The sequence below is a fragment of the Vibrio sp. THAF64 genome (assembly GCF_009363455.1).
GTDB classification, from domain to species: domain Bacteria; phylum Pseudomonadota; class Gammaproteobacteria; order Enterobacterales; family Vibrionaceae; genus Vibrio; species Vibrio coralliilyticus.
Genome location: NZ_CP045355.1, coordinates 2,574,734 through 2,590,631, shown reverse-complemented (window position 1 = coordinate 2,590,631; position 15,898 = coordinate 2,574,734). Strand labels below are relative to the sequence as shown.

19 protein-coding genes are annotated in these 15,898 nt (G+C 48.8%); 8 read left to right on the top strand and 11 right to left on the bottom strand.

The features are described from left to right. Nucleotides 1-7 precede the first annotated feature (7 nt). From nth to flgA, 11 genes are all read right to left on the bottom strand, one after another. Nucleotides 8-649 carry an endonuclease III gene (nth, locus tag FIU99_RS11935; protein WP_006963075.1) on the bottom strand — a complete coding sequence of 214 codons (642 nt, stop codon included), beginning with the start codon at nt 647-649 and terminating at the stop codon, nt 8-10. Between the two features lie 33 nt (nt 650-682). Further along, a complete protein-coding gene (locus FIU99_RS11930; RefSeq protein ID WP_019277143.1) occupies nt 683-1,375 on the bottom strand; it encodes an electron transport complex subunit E in 693 nt (230 codons plus the stop codon). Continuing rightward, nucleotides 1,368-2,003 (bottom strand): electron transport complex subunit RsxG, encoded by a 636-nt coding sequence (rsxG, locus tag FIU99_RS11925; RefSeq protein WP_152472294.1) that lies wholly within the window; start codon nt 2,001-2,003, stop codon nt 1,368-1,370. Before rsxG ends, FIU99_RS11930 begins: the two co-directional genes overlap by 8 nt. Before the next feature lie 8 nt (nt 2,004-2,011). Beyond that, entirely contained in the window at nt 2,012-3,058 is a 1,047-nt protein-coding gene (gene rsxD, locus FIU99_RS11920; RefSeq protein ID WP_006963070.1) for an electron transport complex subunit RsxD, read from the bottom strand. Then, nucleotides 3,058-5,829, bottom strand: coding sequence for an electron transport complex subunit RsxC (gene rsxC / locus FIU99_RS11915; RefSeq protein WP_152472293.1), 2,772 nt, complete (start codon nt 5,827-5,829; stop codon nt 3,058-3,060). Before rsxC ends, rsxD begins: the two co-directional genes overlap by 1 nt. 8 nt (nt 5,830-5,837) lie before the next feature. After that, on the bottom strand, nt 5,838-6,422 hold the full coding sequence (gene rsxB / locus FIU99_RS11910) for an electron transport complex subunit RsxB (protein ID WP_006963067.1): 585 nt from the start codon (nt 6,420-6,422) through the stop codon (nt 5,838-5,840). Next, nucleotides 6,422-7,003, bottom strand: coding sequence for an electron transport complex subunit RsxA (rsxA, locus tag FIU99_RS11905; RefSeq protein ID WP_152472292.1), 582 nt, complete (start codon nt 7,001-7,003; stop codon nt 6,422-6,424). Before rsxA ends, rsxB begins: the two co-directional genes overlap by 1 nt. Before the next feature lie 268 nt (nt 7,004-7,271). Further along, entirely contained in the window at nt 7,272-7,925 is a 654-nt protein-coding gene (locus tag FIU99_RS11900) for a lytic transglycosylase domain-containing protein (RefSeq protein WP_253899443.1), read from the bottom strand. A gap of 35 nt (nt 7,926-7,960) precedes the next feature. Further along, complete coding sequence (gene flgN / locus FIU99_RS11895; RefSeq protein ID WP_152472290.1) at nt 7,961-8,404, bottom strand: flagellar protein FlgN; 444 nt, start codon at nt 8,402-8,404, stop codon at nt 7,961-7,963. 18 nt (nt 8,405-8,422) lie between these two features. Continuing rightward, nucleotides 8,423-8,704: a flagellar biosynthesis anti-sigma factor FlgM gene (gene flgM, locus FIU99_RS11890; protein WP_152472289.1), complete on the bottom strand. Its 282-nt coding sequence runs from the start codon at nt 8,702-8,704 to the stop codon at nt 8,423-8,425. 150 nt (nt 8,705-8,854) lie between these two features. Then, on the bottom strand, nt 8,855-9,652 hold the full coding sequence (gene flgA, locus FIU99_RS11885) for a flagellar basal body P-ring formation chaperone FlgA (RefSeq protein ID WP_152472288.1): 798 nt from the start codon (nt 9,650-9,652) through the stop codon (nt 8,855-8,857). A gap of 78 nt (nt 9,653-9,730) precedes the next feature. On the opposite strand from flgA, the gene flgB reads away from it, so the two are divergent. The 8 genes from flgB to FIU99_RS11845 all read left to right on the top strand — a co-directional run bounded on the left by flgB (nt 9,731) and on the right by FIU99_RS11845 (nt 15,890). Then, nucleotides 9,731-10,093, top strand: coding sequence for a flagellar basal body rod protein FlgB (gene flgB, locus FIU99_RS11880; RefSeq protein WP_006963061.1), 363 nt, complete (start codon nt 9,731-9,733; stop codon nt 10,091-10,093). A 2-nt stretch (nt 10,094-10,095) separates the two neighbouring features. After that, entirely contained in the window at nt 10,096-10,530 is a 435-nt protein-coding gene (gene flgC, locus FIU99_RS11875; protein ID WP_006963060.1) for a flagellar basal body rod protein FlgC, read from the top strand. Then, nucleotides 10,530-11,210 carry a flagellar hook assembly protein FlgD gene (flgD, locus tag FIU99_RS11870; protein ID WP_099607529.1) on the top strand — a complete coding sequence of 227 codons (681 nt, stop codon included), beginning with the start codon at nt 10,530-10,532 and terminating at the stop codon, nt 11,208-11,210. Before flgC ends, flgD begins: the two co-directional genes overlap by 1 nt. Nucleotides 11,211-11,235: 25 nt before the next feature. Next, complete coding sequence (gene flgE / locus FIU99_RS11865; protein ID WP_019277539.1) at nt 11,236-12,432, top strand: flagellar hook protein FlgE; 1,197 nt, start codon at nt 11,236-11,238, stop codon at nt 12,430-12,432. An 11-nt stretch (nt 12,433-12,443) separates the two neighbouring features. Further along, on the top strand, nt 12,444-13,175 hold the full coding sequence (gene flgF / locus FIU99_RS11860; RefSeq protein WP_152472287.1) for a flagellar basal-body rod protein FlgF: 732 nt from the start codon (nt 12,444-12,446) through the stop codon (nt 13,173-13,175). A 21-nt stretch (nt 13,176-13,196) separates the two neighbouring features. Continuing rightward, nucleotides 13,197-13,982, top strand: a complete 786-nt coding sequence (gene flgG / locus FIU99_RS11855) for a flagellar basal-body rod protein FlgG (RefSeq protein WP_019277541.1) — start codon at nt 13,197-13,199, stop codon at nt 13,980-13,982. A gap of 25 nt (nt 13,983-14,007) precedes the next feature. Beyond that, entirely contained in the window at nt 14,008-14,679 is a 672-nt protein-coding gene (gene flgH / locus FIU99_RS11850) for a flagellar basal body L-ring protein FlgH (protein WP_152472286.1), read from the top strand. A 113-nt stretch (nt 14,680-14,792) separates the two neighbouring features. Continuing rightward, complete coding sequence (locus tag FIU99_RS11845; RefSeq protein ID WP_285897047.1) at nt 14,793-15,890, top strand: flagellar basal body P-ring protein FlgI; 1,098 nt, start codon at nt 14,793-14,795, stop codon at nt 15,888-15,890. The last annotated feature ends 8 nt before the right edge of the window (nt 15,891-15,898 follow it).

Genomic DNA, 15,898 nt, shown 5'->3' with positions numbered 1-15,898 from the left:
TGCTCTCCTAGTTTTCTGGGTAGACTTTTTCTTTAAATTCGCACAAATCTTCGATGATACAACTGCCACAACGAGGTTTACGTGCAACGCAGGTATAACGCCCATGAAGGATCAACCAATGGTGTACATCGAGTTTGAATTCTTTGGGTACGACTTTGAGTAGCTTTTCTTCAACCTGATCGACATTTTTCCCCATCGCAAACTTAGTACGGTTTGAGACGCGGTAAATATGAGTATCAACGGCAATCGTCGGCCAGCCAAACGCAGTGTTGAGTACAACGTTGGCGGTTTTGCGCCCAACACCTGGCAGAGCTTCTAGCGCTGCTCTGTCTTCGGGTACTTCACCATTATGTTGGTCAAGCAGGATACGGCAGGTTTTAATTACGTTCTCTGCCTTTGAGTTAAACAGGCCGATAGTTTTGATGTACTCTTTGACGCCATCGACACCCAAATCAAATAACCCTTGCGGTGTGTTAGCCACAGGGTAAAGTTTGTCGGTCGCTTTATTCACGCTGACATCGGTAGCCTGCGCGGACAAGAGCACAGCAATTAAGAGTTCGAAAGGTGTACTCCAGTTGAGCTCAGTCTGAGGGTTTGGGTTGTTCTCCCTCAGACGTTCCAGTATTTGTACTCGTTTTTCTTTATTCATTTTGAAGCTGCTTTCCAGTGTGTAAACCAGATATTACTGGTTAGTGACGCGAGCTCGTTCAATGGTCGGTTTTTCTTGTTTTGGCTGACGAGCTTCTAGTTGTTTATCTATGATGTTTTTCAGTGCAATGAGTAACCCAACGCCAATAAAGGCACCAGGCGGAAGTAGCGCCAGTAAGAAGCTGTTATCAAACTGGAATATTTCAATGCGCAGGGCACTTGCCCAGCTGCCAAGCAATAGGTCAGCGCCATCAAATAGGGTGCCGTTACCAATCACTTCACGCATGGCACCTAAGACAACGAGGACGCTGGTCATGCCTAGGCCCATCCAGAAACCATCTTGTGCAGAAGGCAATAAATCGTTCTTCGAAGCAAACGCCTCGGCTCGGCCAATGATGATACAGTTAGTCACGATAAGAGGGATGAAGATACCCAAAGACAGGTAAAGACCGTAGGCGTAGGCGTTCATCAGCAGTTGAACACACGTTACCAGAGCAGCAATGATCATTACGAAAACTGGGATACGTACTTCTTTTGGCACGTAATCACGTACCAGAGAAACGGTGACGTTAGAGCCGACCAAGACCAGTAAGGTAGCGATGCCTAACCCCAAAGCATTGGTCACTGTTGAAGACACAGCCAACAACGGACAGAGACCCAGCAGCTGAACTAGTGCCGGGTTGTTGTCCCACATACCGTTTTTAATCAGTGTTTTGTGATCACTCATTGTTGCCTCCACAATTGCGTGGCTGGTTCTGAATTTGTGCACGATTTTTGTTCACAAATTGTACTGTATTTTTCACTGCTTTGACGACGGCTCTCGGGGTAATTGTTGCGCCAGTAAACTGATCGAATTGCCCACCATCTTTACGTACTTTCCAATCGGCTTCGTTTTCTGGCGTAACTTTCTTGCCAGCAAAGCTCAGGATCCAGTCGGTAACTCGTAAGTCAATTTTGTCCCCTAGTCCAGGTGTTTCTTGATGACTCAGAACTCGTGACCCTAGAACCATCCCATCTTGCTTGATGCCAACAATGATCTTGATTGCGCCGTTATAACCGTCTGGGGCGATCGCCTCTATGGCCAATGCTGTCGGCTCGCCATTTTTACTCGCCATATAGACGGGCATAGCTTCATCAGTTCCCAAAGCGGGATCTGAGACCATTGTGCAGGACTCGTACAAGCTGTTGTCATGCATCTCAGGAGGAATCACTTGGTTGAGTACAGACAGCAGTTGAGCCTGTTCTTGCTGGCTGATTTGGTCTTTAGTCAAATAGTGCGTGAGCGCAACGACACCTGTTGAAGCACAGGCGAAAATCGCGAGTATTGCACCGTTCTTGCGAATAGCGTTTAACATGCTGCTCCTTAGTGGCCGTACGTTCGAGGCTTAGTGTAGTAATCAATCAAAGGCACACACATGTTGCCAAGCAGTACTGCGAAGGCGACACCGTCAGGGAAGCCGCCCCAGCTGCGGATAATGAATACCATAGCGCCAATGAACGCACCGAAAATCAGTCGGCCTTTCACCGTCGTAGACGCAGACACTGGATCAGTGGCAATAAAGAAAGCGCCAAGCATGGTCGCTCCGGAGAGTAGGTGGATCAGCGGAGACGCCGTCTCTCCCGGAGTTAAGATAGCAAACAAGCCGCTCATCACCGTCAAACTGACAACGAAGCTAACCGGAATATGCCAGTTAATGACTTTTAATTTGATCAGCAGTAGGCCACCCACTAGGTAGGCTAAGTTAACCCACTCCCAACCGATACCTGCCAGACCACTGAACTGAGGCTGGTGGAGAGCTTCTGCAGCGGTATTACCTGTATGGAGTGCGGTCTTGAAGGCATCGAGTGGCGTTGCCATGGTAATGCCATCTACACCTGTTCGAATCTGCTGAAGTGATAAGCCATCAAGATTGAAACCAGTGAAAATCAGTGAAAACGCATCGCCTAAAGAGCTCGTTGTCGGTTGCAGTTCGGTAGGTGAGATCCAACTGGTCATTTGTACCGGGAAGGAGATCAGCAGTACAACATAAGCAACCATTGCGGGGTTAAATAAGTTTTGGCCAATACCGCCATAGAGGTGCTTCGCTATCAAAATCGCAAAAATAAGACCAATGGTGATGAGCCACCACGGCGACAGAGGTGGAATCGCAACCGCAAGCAGCCACGCAGTTACAATCGCGCTATTGTCCCGCAATGCCGACATCGGATGGCGTTTACGAGCCAACATGACACCAGCCTCAAGCAAAAGCCCAAGAATGATGGCAAAGCCGAGCTGAATTAATGTTCCCCACCCAAAAAAGTAGGTCTGGGCGAATAAGCCGGGTAATGCACACAGCGCTACCCATTTCATCAGGTCGGGGGTGCTTCTGCGACTATGAGCGTGGGGTGAGCTGGCAATGAAAAAGGCCACTACTCGTTCTCCTCAAATTTATTATTCTGTTCGCGTTCAGCTTTGCGTGCTTTGGCGCGTGCGATAGCGGCAGCCACAGCCGCTTTCTTCGGATCCTCTGCGGCTACTTCTGTGCTTTCAGGTACTGCTGTGACGGGTTCCGATTTGCCTTCCCGCTGAGCTTTACGTGCTTTGGCACGCGCAATGGCGGCAGCAACCGCGGCTTTCTTCGGATCCTCTTCGGCAACTTCAGCGCTTTCAGATTCAGTGGTGACGGGTTCCGATTTGCCTTCTTGCTGCGCTTTACGTGCTTTAGCGCGCGCGATTGCGGCAGCTACAGCAGCTTTCTTAGGATCCTCTTCGGCTACTTCGGTGCTTTCAGGCTCAGCGGTGACGGGTTCTGACTTACCTTCCTGCTGCGCTTTACGTGCTTTAGCACGCGCAATAGCGGCAGCCACCGCGGCTTTCTTTGGATCCTCTTTGGCAGGCTCAGTGCTTTCAGGTTCTGCTTCCTGCTGCGCTTTTCGTGCTTTGGCACGTGCGATAGCGGCAGCGACCGCGGCTTTCTTCGGATCCTCTTCGGCAACTTCAGCGCTTTCAGATTCAGTGGTGATGGGTTCCGATTTGCCTTCTTGCTGCGCTTTACGTGCTTTAGCGCGCGCGATTGCGGCAGCTACAGCAGCTTTCTTCGGATCCTCTTCTGTCACTTCAGCGCTTTCAGGCTCAGCGGTAATTGGTTCCGATTTACCTTCCTGCTGTGCTTTACGTGCTTTAGCGCGTGCAATAGCGGCAGCGACTGCCGCTTTCTTCGGATCCTCTTCGGCTACTTCAGCGCTTTCAGGCTCAGTGGTTACTGGTTCCGATTTATCTTCTTGCTGCGCTTTGCGTGCTTTAGCGCGTGCGATAGCGGCAGCGACCGCCGCTTTCTTCGGATCCTCTCCTGCTTCAGCGTTTTCCGGTTCAGCGGTGACGGGTTCCGGTTTACCTTCTTGCTGCGCGGCTTTTTTCGCTTTAGCGCGCGCAATAGCTGCTGCAACCGCATCTTTCTTATCACCGGATGAAGTGGTTGGCGTAGCCTCTTGAGTCTTCTGAGCTTTTTTCTCTCTTGCCTGACGTTTGCGTTCTTCACGCAGTTTTGCCATTTCAGAGTTGTCTGGCTCCGCATCACCTGCTTGCATCGCAGCCGCTTGCTTAGCTTTCGCTTTAGCGATTGCGGCCGCTACCGCAGGTTTAACTGCGGGTTCATCTGATTTCGCTTCAGATTTCTGTGCTTTTACGCGCGCAATGGCTGCAGCAATGGCATCATCGCCACCGGTTTTCTTCATATCTTTGCGACGATCATCTGCCGCTTTCTTGAATCGATTCTCGCGCTCGGCTTTATCACGCTCAAGTCGCGCTTTCTTCTCTTCAAAGCGGATTTTAGCGCGTTCAGCGGCTTCGGACTCTTCTTTGCGAGTACGCATCTCAGCTTTGGCTTGGCGGTAGTATTGCACCAGCGGGATTTCACTTGGGCAGACAAAGGCACAAGCGCCACATTCGATACAATCTTTAAGGTTGAGCTCTTCGCATTTGTCGTATTCCTCTGCTTTTGCATGCCATTGAAGCTGCTGAGGGAGCAGTGAAGCAGGGCAGGCCTCGGCACATTGACCACAACGGATACAGGCCATTTCGTACTGATTGGGTGAAATCTCTTTACGAGTCGGAGCCAGAATGCAGTTCGCGGTTTTGGTAATCGGAACGTTGGCATGGGGCAGCGTAAAGCCCATCATAGGGCCACCCATGATTAGGCGAGGCAGTTTTTTATCGGCTTTATAGCCAAACTCGTCGAGCAGTGATTGAACCGGTGTACCAATCAGTGCTTTGACATTACGCGGCTGTTTAAAGGTATCTCCGGTCAGAGTAACGATTCGATCAACCAGAGGTTCGCCATCACAAACAGCACGCTTAATGGCTTGCAGCGAACCAACATTTTGCACTAACAATCCAATATCCGCTGGAATACTGTTTGCTGGTACTTCTTTGTTGGTCAGTATTTTTATCAACTGCTTTTCACCACCCGATGGGTATTTGGTGGGGATGACGCGGATGACGATGTCTTTATGCTCTGCGGCTTGTTCTAACGCTTTGATGGCTTGAGGTTTGTTGTCCTCAATACCAATAATGGTCAGCTTAGGATTTAAGATGTGTTCAACAATCTCGATGCCTTTAATTACTTCATCGGCATGTTCTTGCATCAACATGTCATCGGCGGTGATGTAAGGTTCACATTCTGCAGCATTAACAATCAGAATCTCTGTTCGAGCCAATCCAGCTTGGATCTTTTTCGCGGTTGGAAAGCCTGCGCCGCCCATACCTGAAACGCCAGCCTGACGAATAATCTCAATCAATTCGTCTGGTGTACGTTGGGTAAAGTCGTTATCTGTTTTTCGTTCAATCCAGCGATCTTCACCATCTGGAGAGATGATGATACAAGTTTCTGCCAGACCGGATGGGTGGGCTGTAGTACGAGACTCTATCGCTGTGATTTTTCCGGATGTGGGCGCATGAACCGGAAGCATGAAGCTGGTGTCGTATTTAGTCAGCGGCTGACCTTTGAGTACGTGCTCACCAACTTCCACTGTGATCGTGCCCGGTTTACCAATGTGTTGCTTCACTGGCAGAACGATTTCTTGCGGGATACTCGCTCTAGCAATCTCGCTTTTAACCGACTGTTTTTTGTTTTCTGGTGGATGGACACCCCCTGGAAAATCCCAAAGTGCGCCTGACTTAATTTGTTCGATGAGTGACAGCATACCAGTCCTTAATTCACGCCATTCTGCGACTTGGCAGAATCGGTAATATCAACAACAGGAATGGCGTCCAGTTGCCACTTCCAGCTCGCTGTAGTGGTTTCTACAGGAATCATTTCAATACAGTCCGTTGGACAAGGTGCGACGCACAGATCACAACCGGTACATTCGTCTTTGATCACCGTGTGAAGAGCTTTAGTACCGCCAACAATCGCATCAACCGGACAAGCCTGAATACACTTAGTGCAGCCAATGCACATGTCCTCATGAATAAATGCGACGGTTTTGACGTTGTCATCCAGATCGTGTGCCGAGTCTGTTGCTTCGACGCCCATAAGATCTGCCAGCTTCTCGATAGTTGCCTGACCGCCAGGAGGACACTTGTTGATCTCGTCGCCATTCGCAATCGCTTCTGCATAAGGGCGACAACCCGGGTAGCCGCACTGGCCACACTGGGTTTGAGGTAAAATGTTATCAATCTGGTCGACAATCGGGTCTGCTTCAACTTTAAAGCGGATCGAGGCAAACCCTAATATGGCGCCAAACAGTGCCGCAAGTGCTGCTAGGGCCAGTACAGCAATAAGAATAGCGCTCATTACAATTTCACCAGTCCAGTAAAGCCCATGAATGCTAGCGACATCAGACCGGCGGTGATCATGGCGATTGATGCCCCTTTAAATGGCGTAGGTACATCGGCCGCTGCGATACGCTCGCGCATAGAGGCGAAGAGGATGAGAACTAGTGAGAAACCGACTGCTGCACCAAATCCATAAACAATAGATTCGATGAAGTTGTGGTTTTCGTTGATGTTAAGCAGGGCGACACCTAAAACCGCACAGTTGGTTGTGATCAGCGGTAGGAAAATCCCCAATAGGCGATAGAGCGTCGGGCTGGTTTTATGCACCACCATTTCGGTGAACTGAACCACGACGGCGATCACCAAAATAAAGCTCATGGTACGCAAATATTCCAGCCCCAAAGGTTCAAGAATGTAGCTTTCCACAAGGTACGAGCACACTGAGGCTAAGGTCAGGACAAACGTGGTTGCCAACCCCATTCCGATTGCTGTTTCCAGCTTCTTGGAAACGCCCATAAATGGACATAGGCCCAAAAACTTCACCAGTACAAAGTTGTTGACCAGCACAGTGCCGACCAGCAACAAAAGATATTCGGTCATAATTATATATTTAAGAGAATCCGATCCCGATATTATCCTGCTTTGCTGAGTCAATAACAACCAACGAAAGCTAGGGTTTTGTATTGTTGAATAAAAATTATACGGGATATTCCCGTTATCGGGGCTAAATTAGTGGCTAAACCTGTAAAAACCATCGTTAAGCAAGGATATCTTTAGAGCTGCTGGGCATTAAGGTTGAAGTGCTAATAGCTTGAGAGCATAAGCAACCGTACCGAGTTGTTAACGTATCTGATTAGCCGTTGAGTCTTTATAAGGTGATGAGTGGTGGAAGAGGAGATAGTTCGACAAGCGGTGACTGGTTAAATTCGCCAAATAAAAACAGTGTATTAGGCTGTTTTTCAAGTAGTCTCTCTATCTCAATCAAGCTTCGCAGGGCATAAAATCGATGCACATATTGTGTCGTTTCTGAAGGTAGCGCGAGTGTAGAAAACTGTCTGCTGCCAGACTTTTTAATGGCACGGGATACTCGGCCTTCCCCAGCATTGTATGCCGCAATGGTGAGTGCCAAATCATCAAACTTATTGTGCAAAAACGCCAGATATTCGATGGCTGCCTCAGTACTGGCTTGAATGTCAAATCGTTGATCTTGGCTGGCATCGATTTTAAGGCCGAAGCGTTGTGCTGTTGCAGGCATAAGTTGCCATAACCCTGCTGCATTGGCGTGAGAGACAGCTTTAGGATCATAGGAAGACTCTAGCATGGGTAGCAATATCAGCTGTGATGGCAAGGATTGAATTGACAGCTGTTCTGCGATGTTTTGAATCAGAGGTCGGTTCATAGCCAAACGTTGTTCTATTTGCTTTTTATAGGGTGTCAGGACAGCCAGTTCGTGCTCAAATTCAGTAGATAAAGGTGAGGCGTTGAGAGGGTATACAGCACAAAGATAAACCGACAAGAGCATGCACAATGCCCCTTTCCAACCGCGGCAAACATTGATCATCTTAACGATGGCTGCTCTTCATAGGTATGTTGGCTTGGTTGAGTGATATGACACACCAGTTCATGAAAACTGGCAGAGCTGTGGCCGTTCTCTTGATTCAGTGCATGACACTGTTTAACTAGAGATTCTAGTTCGCGCCATTGTGCATGAACTTTGCCTGACAACGACGACGGTAATACAGAAAAAAGTTTGCTGATACCGGCTTGGTCGCTAGTCAGCCGTAAAGCTTTCATGGTCTGGCTACGTTCACTGGCATGTAGATCAAGCTTTCTAAGCAATGGTTTTTGCTCGGCAAGATTTTGATTGAGTTTCGCTGCATCAAAAGACAAATACAGCGATTTTTGCTCTTGTAACAGTGTCGCTAATTGGCGATACGACTTGATGTCGTCGCCTATGGAGGTGAGAAAGCGCTGAATCATGCGAGAGGTTTCTGATGCCATATTGAACTCCAGCCTGCGTTACTCGTGACCAGTATGAAACTGTAGAATCGCTTGAGATAGCGCTTTGGTATCCAGTGCCAACTCGCCTTTTACCAGCGCGTTACGGACTTGTTCAACCTTTTCCATATCTACGTTAGGCAGTGATTGCATTTCTGCCTGTGCTTTGTCGATTGCAGCAGTATTGGTATTGACCATGGCTTCTGAAATCGGTTGAGCAGCCGAAGATTCTGCGGGTTTCTTGGAAGCTTGGTTTAGGCTGGTTTGAGGTACGTGGCCGCCTGCAACTTTGTCGATTTTCATCAATGGGTTCCTTAGTCATCGTGGTTACAGGTTTAATGCGACCATGATGCGCGAAACATTAAGTCAAAGTAATCACTTTTTTATATCTACCTGAAATGATTATCTCATTACGAGTCATAAACAGCGAAAATGATAACCGGAGTCCAAAAATCAGAATTGGGTCTGTACCTGATTCAGTCCTGTGACCACCGCTTTTATGACTTTTCCTGAAGAACTGTTCTGCACATCAATTTGTTCACCACGCGTTCCTTGCTCAAGGGCGACACCTTTGGTGGATGCAGTAAATCCGTTTTTGGAGGCGGTAATCACCACTTGATTACCTTTCGCGACCAGAGGTGTGGACTCTAATTTTCTAGGATCTAATATCTGGCCCGAGCGTATGCGCCTAGAGGCAACCATGCCGGAAACTTGAGAGGGCTGGGTGAAGAAATCTTGCTCCCGACTAAGGGTTCTCTTTTCAAGCTTAAGGTTCATCGGTGAAATCGCTTGGTCTCGATTGATGCCTGTTTTGGTGACGACTACATTGAGTGTCAGCGCAGATTTGATGGCGACATTGATGCGCCAGTTCGCTGAAGGCACATCGCAGCTGACGCCACGTTTTAGGTTGCCGACAGGGAGCACTTTGTTGTCGATACCTGAAATATTCAGCGGTTTGGGGCAAATGGGCAGATGCTCTGCAGCAGCAGGGACACGAATATCGTAATCGAGTTGATAGTCTCCCCATTGTCTGTTGTCGGCTTGAGTCTGGACCTGTTGTCTAAAGTCGGCCTCTACGGCTTGAATAATGGATTGCTTGGCGCCGATATTTTCACTGCTTAAAACGGCCTGACTGGACAGCACGGTACTGACTATTACAGCCCAGTTTAGAGAGGAAGCAATTCGGTTCCTCTGGCTTTTCAATACTTCCGTAATGCGGAAATTGAATTTCCTTTCTTTTTTGTAAGTCATTGATTTTGTTTTGTTATTTTTGTGGCATGCATCTTGTTTTATTCATCCTTATTCGAGCCGACTTTAAAGGAAAGAGACATGGCAATTTCATTTGAAAATGCGTTGGGTGTTCACCCTGATGCGCTGAATTTTCGGGTTCAGCGTACCAAAGTCCTTGCCAGTAACCTAGCAAATGTTGATACCCCTGGGTATCTGGCTAAGGACCTGAGTTTTACCACTGTAATGAATCAGTTATCACCTCATGGAGTGAACAAACCAGTACCTAAACTGCAGGTCTCTTCTATGTACTCGATTCCTTATCAGAACAGCAAAGATGGCAACACAGTCGAGCTGGGGGTTGAACAGGGCAAATTCACACAAAACAACATGGACTTTCAGACCAGCCTGACATTTTTGAACATGAAATTTCAGGGACTGGCGAAAGTGATAGAGGGACGTTAATCATGTCATTTACCGATATTTACTCGATTGCTGGCTCAGCAATGAATGCTCAGACAGTACGCTTGAATACTGTCGCGAGTAATCTCGCTAACGCGGATGCTGTCTCTGCCAATCCAGATGACGCGTACAAGGCGCTAAAACCTGTGTTTGCTACGGTGTACAGCAAAACTCAGTTGTCAGCGAGTAAAGAGAGTTACCCAAATGCTGAAGTGAGAATTGTCGATGTTGTCCAAAGCGCAGGTCAGGCGGAAAAACGCTTTGAGCCGAGTAACCCGCTGGCTAACGACGAGGGGTATGTTTACTACCCAGATATCGACGTTGTGTCTGAGATGGCAGATATGATGTCAGCCACCCGTAGCTTCGAGACCAATGTTGAAGTGCTTAGCAATGTAAAAAGTATGCAGCAAGGCCTGCTTAGACTAGGGCAGGGCAGCTAATGAGCATCGCTTCTTACAACGCTTTATCTTCTGACACTCCAGTAGGCTCTGGGGCAAATACCACCTCGGTGACTGGTAACCCACAAGATGCCAATAGTGCTACATCGTTAGAAAACGAATTCATCAGCTTGATGGTGGCACAGATTCAGAATCAGGACCCTCTCAACCCACTTGATGGCACTGAGTATGTCAGTCAATTGGCACAGTTCTCTCAGGTACAAAGTACCGAGAACATGGCGTCAATGATGCAAAACAGCATGGTTTTGCTCGACAACATGCAAGTTTTGTCTACGGCCGGACTGGTTGGTCAGACGGTTTATGTTTCTGGCAACGAGTTCGAAATGGGCGATGCAGTTCAAGGTGGAAAAATTGAGCTTCAACATCCTTCAAGCCAAGTCAACCTGGTTGTTACCGATGAGTTCGGCCAGTCAAGCAAAGTGCCTTTAGGCGCTCATCCCGCGGGTGACGTGGATTTTAGTATCAACCCTGAAGAGCTCGGTCTTAAACCAGGAAAATATACGGTATCTGTTCAGGTTCAGGAGGGGCAATCTGCTCCAAACATTCTTTTAGCCGGTCAGGTTGAGCAAGTTCGTATCCCAAGCTCAGGCGGCGCAGCGTTCGTTAACATCGAAGGTGTTGGCAGCGTACCTTTCTATCAAATCACTCAGTTTGGTGCTTAACCAATAAGGAAGACAGAGGTTAGTTATGAGTTTTAATATTGCCCTAAGCGGTCTTGATGCGACCAACACAGAGCTGAATACCATCAGCCACAATATTGCCAACGCATCGACTTACGGATTCAAGGGAGCACGTACTGAGTTTGCGGCTGTTTACAACGGAATGCAGCCAGGCGGCGTGGAAGTCGCTTCTATCTCCCAAAACTTTGATAAAAATGGTTCGGTGAGCGGAACGGGTCGTGCAATGGATCTCGCGATCAATGGCAATGGCTTCTTTGTGACCAAAGACAGCGCGGGGCAATTGCTTTACACCCGTTCAGGTGTATTTGGCACTGATAAAGACAATTACGTCATAGGTAACACGGGCGCCAAATTGCAAGGTTACAGTGTTGATGGGAACAACAATCTGCTCACGGGTGCAACGGGTGATATCAAGATCTCGACATCCTCATTGGCGGCTAAAGCGACTGATAAGATGGAGTTCATTGCCAATCTCGATGCAACGAATTCGATTGTCGATCAGACCGTGAATCCGTTTGACCCTAACAATACTGATTCATTCAACTCTTCTTACACGACAAAAGTTTACGACTCACAAGGCAAGCCACATACCGTAACGCAGTACTTCACTAAAACTGCTGACAATGCATGGGAAGTGAATGTGCAAGTTGACGGCGGTGCGGGCGCTGTTTCCACTGTGGCGATGACGTTCAATCCAGATGGTTCAATTGCGACGCCGACAGGCGCTTATAACGTTTCGTTCCCGGCTGCGGGCGCAAACCCAATGAGCATCGATATTGACCTGTCAGGCAGCACTCAATTTGGCACAGGCTTTGGTGTTAGCACTAACAACCCGAATGGTTACACATCGGGTGAACTCGCGGGTGTTCGCGTAGAGGATAACGGCATGGTCTACGCCACATACACTAACGGTCAGTCCCAATTGCAGGGCCAAGTTGTGCTGGCGGATTTTGCTAACCCTCAAGGCCTCTCAAAAGTCAGCGGCACCGCTTGGACACAAAGTTTCAGCTCAGGTGCGCCAGTAATGGGTGTCCCAGGTTCTGGCACTTTGGGTGATTTAACACCGGGAGCGCTAGAAGGTTCAAACGTCGATCTGACGAGCGAGTTGGTCAATCTGATGACAGCACAGCGCAACTATCAGGCGAATGCAAAAACCATTTCGACTAATGACAAACTGACTCAGGCGTTGTTTAACGCAATCTAACGGAGCCTGATATGGACAGCTTGCTATTTACTGCAACATCTGGTGCGAGTCGAGTACTCAAGGCTCAGCATGTTCGCTCAAACAACTTATCCAATGCGGATACCGCTGGTTTTCGTGCTGATATGGAGCGTGTCTCGAGTGTTCAGCTTCAGGGCTCAGGTTTTGATGGCCGTACTATGGTTGTGACCAACTCTGCGTCTACTCGTTTTGATGAAGGTGACATCGTTAAAACAGGTCGCGCATTGGATGTTGCCGTTATGGGGGAAGGCTATCTGACCGTTCAGACTGCAGATGGCCAGGAAGCGTATACCCGCGCAGGTAACATCAAAGTCGACCCGTTTGGCGCCTTATCTATTAATGGCTTCGCGGTTATCGGTGAAGGTGGCCCTTTGGTTCTGCCAGATTATCAGAAAGTTGAAATCAGCGAGCGTGGTCGTATTTCTGTCGTACCTCCGGGCGGTGGTGCGGAGCTTGAAGTAGGCACGTTGAAGCTGGTGAAGCCGGAAACCAATCAACTGCAGAAAGAGAGCGATAGCTTGCTTCACAGCGCTGATGGCAACCCATTTGAGGTTGACCAAACCGTTCAGCTTGCGCCAGAGCATATCGAAGGCAGTAACGTGTCAGCGATTGATGAACTGCTGAATGTGATGTCTCTGACACGTAACTTTGAAATGCAGGTGCGGATGATGAAAACCGCAGAGACTTTGGCGCAGGCCGGTAACAAATTAATGTCGTCACGCTAAGCGCGGCGCAAGGAGTAGAAAATGCACTCAGCTTTATGGGTAAGTAAAACGGGCATGGCAGCCCAAGACACCAAAATGACCGCCATTTCCAATAACTTGGCAAACGTGAATACCGTTGGCTTTAAGCGTGACCGAGTGGTGTTTGAAGATCTGTTTTATAGCATTCAACGCCAACCGGGGTCGCTGGTGGATCAGGTTAACGAGCTGCCAGCAGGCGTTCAGTTAGGTAGTGGTGTGCGTGTGGTGGGTACACAGAAGGTCTTCACTCAAGGCAATACACAAAACACCAGTCAGGAGTTGGATCTTGCTGTGATGGGGCAAGGCTTTTTTCAGATCGAAAATTCCGATGGCCAGATCATGTACACCCGCAACGGCCAGTTTCACGTCAATTCGGAAGGTTTGATGGTTAACAGCCAAGGCCTGCCGTTAGAACCGCAAATCCAGATCCCAGAGAACGCGTTATCGGTTTCTGTTGGTGTGGATGGCACGGTGTCCGCGACTACAGCTGACAGCACTGCACCACAAGAACTCGGTCAAATCACATTAGCGAAATTCATCAACCCAGCCGGCCTTGAAGCCGTGGGCGGAAACTTATTCCGTGAAACGGAAGCCAGTGGTCAGGCGGATGAGCTGATCGCCGGAGAAGACGGCGTAGGCAGCATTAAGCAAGGCTCTTTAGAAGGCTCAAACGTGCAGGTGGTAGAGGAAATGGTCGACATGATCACGACTCAGCGTGCCTACGAGATGAACGCCAAAGTCGTTTCGGCTGCGGATGACATGCTGAAGTTTGTCGCTCAGTCGGTGTAACCGTTAGGTAATAAAGGAACAGGGAATGAAGGCATTATTGAGAGTGTGGCCTCTGGTTGTCATTTTGCTTGCTGGGTGCGCTGGTCGTCAGGAGTTTACGCCTCCTGAGCCTGATGAAGAAAAATACGCACCGCCTACGCTGGATTATTCACTTCCAGCTGCACAAAACGGCAGCCTCTATCGTCATCAATACTCCATGACCCTGTTTCAGGACAGGCGAGCATACCGTGTTGGCGATATGCTCACGGTCGTCCTGTCCGAAGAAACGGAATCGAGCAAAAAAGCCGATACCAAGTATGGCAAGAACTCGAGCGTTGGTTTTGCTGCACCGAGTTTAGGAGGCAACACCATCGATGAGCTCGCCGCCAGTGTCGACGCTCAACGCGCTTTTGATGGCAGTGCTTCCAGCTCACAGGGCAACAAGCTTGAAGGCGCTATCACAGTAACAGTTCATGAAGTGCTGCCTAATGGTGTCTTGCGTATCAGTGGAGAAAAATGGATTCGTCTCAATCAAGGGGATGAGTTCATTCGCCTAACAGGCATCGTACGTGTTGATGATATCAGCCGTAACAATCAGGTCTCTTCCGCACGAATCGGTGATGCGCGAATTACTTACTCAGGTCGAGGCACTTTAGCTGATAGCAATGCTGCTGGCTGGTTAAGCCAATTCTTCAACAGTCCTTGGATGCCGTTTTAATGAAACAGAAAATGACTATGTTTACCGCCGTTCTTAGCTCTCTATCTCTTCGATTCAGCCCGTTTCGCTCAGCGCATGAGAAGAGGGTTGCCAATAAAAGAGATTCATTTTTGATGGGGATGCTGCTGGTGTTGTCACTAGGGGCAGCAATACCTGCTCAAGCTGAAGTTGAAATCCCTATCATGGACTTAGTTGATGTTCAGGGTATTCGCGAAAACCAATTGGTTGGTTATGGTCTAGTGGTTGGCCTAGACGGCCAGGGCGACCGTAATCAGGTGAAATTTACCGCGCAATCCATCACCAACATGTTGCGACAATTTGGTGTTCAAATCGACGACAGTACTAACCCTAAGTTGCGCAATGTTGCTTCAGTAAGCGTCACTGCAACCGTTGAGCCGATGGCAGGTGCGGGCCAGACATTGAATGTAGTGGTGTCTTCCATCGGTGATGCCAAGAGCTTGCGAGGCGGTACCTTACTGCTGACACCATTGCGCGGCATCGATGGTGAGGTGTATGCCGTTGCTCAGGGCAACGTCGTCGTGGGCGGCGTGTCTGCTGAAGGAAAAAGCGGTTCTAAAATCGTCATTAATACGCCTACCTCAGGACGTATTCCCGGTGGAGCGACGCTGGAACGAGAAGTACCCAATGACTTTTCAGAGCAAGATAACGTGGTACTGAACCTGAGAAAACCAAGCTTTACGACAGCTAAGAATATTGCTCGTGAAATCAACAACATTTTCGGACCTAAGGTCGCAGTAGCAAAGAACAATGTTCGTATCAGCGTCAAAGCACCCAAGGACAGCCAGCAGCGTGTTGTCATGATGTCGATGCTGGAAGAAATCAGCGTGGCGGAAGGACGTAAGCCTGCGCGTATCGTTTTTAACTCTCGTACCGGTACCGTTGTGATAGGTAAAAGCGTCAAGGTCAGTGAAGCGGCGGTGAGTCATGGAAACTTAACGGTCACCATTGCAGAGTCGCAACAGGTCAGTCAGCCAAACGCGTTTGCTGATGGTGAAACAAAAGTTGTCGACCAATCGTTATTAGACGTCAGCGAAGAGCAAGCGCAAATGGTGATCTGGCCTCCGGGTACTGAACTCAACACGATCGTCAGTGCGGTAAACAGTTTAGGGGCGACGCCAACGGATTTGATGTCGATTCTGCAAGCCTTGCATGAAGCAGGTGCGTTGAACGCAGAGCTGGTAGTGATTTAAGGAGTTTT

What these genes read in the sequence shown, in the direction of transcription:
- rsxA (WP_152472292.1), bottom strand. Translation starts at nt 7,003, where the DNA reads ATGACCGAATATCTTTTGTTGCTGGTCGGCACTGTGCTGGTCAACAAC.
- FIU99_RS11900 (WP_253899443.1), bottom strand. Translation starts at nt 7,925, where the DNA reads ATGCTCTTGTCGGTTTATCTTTGTGCTGTATACCCTCTCAACGCCTCA.
- flgG (WP_019277541.1), top strand. Translation starts at nt 13,197, where the DNA reads ATGCACTCAGCTTTATGGGTAAGTAAAACGGGCATGGCAGCCCAAGAC.
- FIU99_RS11845 (WP_285897047.1), top strand. Translation starts at nt 14,793, where the DNA reads ATGGGGATGCTGCTGGTGTTGTCACTAGGGGCAGCAATACCTGCTCAA.
- rsxB (WP_006963067.1), bottom strand. Translation starts at nt 6,422, where the DNA reads ATGAGCGCTATTCTTATTGCTGTACTGGCCCTAGCAGCACTTGCGGCA.
- flgF (WP_152472287.1), top strand. Translation starts at nt 12,444, where the DNA reads ATGGACAGCTTGCTATTTACTGCAACATCTGGTGCGAGTCGAGTACTC.
- flgM (WP_152472289.1), bottom strand. Translation starts at nt 8,704, where the DNA reads ATGAAAATCGACAAAGTTGCAGGCGGCCACGTACCTCAAACCAGCCTA.
- flgE (WP_019277539.1), top strand. Translation starts at nt 11,236, where the DNA reads ATGAGTTTTAATATTGCCCTAAGCGGTCTTGATGCGACCAACACAGAG.
- rsxC (WP_152472293.1), bottom strand. Translation starts at nt 5,829, where the DNA reads ATGCTGTCACTCATCGAACAAATTAAGTCAGGCGCACTTTGGGATTTT.
- flgN (WP_152472290.1), bottom strand. Translation starts at nt 8,404, where the DNA reads ATGGCATCAGAAACCTCTCGCATGATTCAGCGCTTTCTCACCTCCATA.
- flgA (WP_152472288.1), bottom strand. Translation starts at nt 9,652, where the DNA reads ATGACTTACAAAAAAGAAAGGAAATTCAATTTCCGCATTACGGAAGTA.
- flgC (WP_006963060.1), top strand. Translation starts at nt 10,096, where the DNA reads ATGTCATTTACCGATATTTACTCGATTGCTGGCTCAGCAATGAATGCT.
- rsxG (WP_152472294.1), bottom strand. Translation starts at nt 2,003, where the DNA reads ATGTTAAACGCTATTCGCAAGAACGGTGCAATACTCGCGATTTTCGCC.
- flgH (WP_152472286.1), top strand. Translation starts at nt 14,008, where the DNA reads ATGAAGGCATTATTGAGAGTGTGGCCTCTGGTTGTCATTTTGCTTGCT.
- nth (WP_006963075.1), bottom strand. Translation starts at nt 649, where the DNA reads ATGAATAAAGAAAAACGAGTACAAATACTGGAACGTCTGAGGGAGAAC.
- FIU99_RS11930 (WP_019277143.1), bottom strand. Translation starts at nt 1,375, where the DNA reads ATGAGTGATCACAAAACACTGATTAAAAACGGTATGTGGGACAACAAC.
- flgB (WP_006963061.1), top strand. Translation starts at nt 9,731, where the DNA reads ATGGCAATTTCATTTGAAAATGCGTTGGGTGTTCACCCTGATGCGCTG.
- flgD (WP_099607529.1), top strand. Translation starts at nt 10,530, where the DNA reads ATGAGCATCGCTTCTTACAACGCTTTATCTTCTGACACTCCAGTAGGC.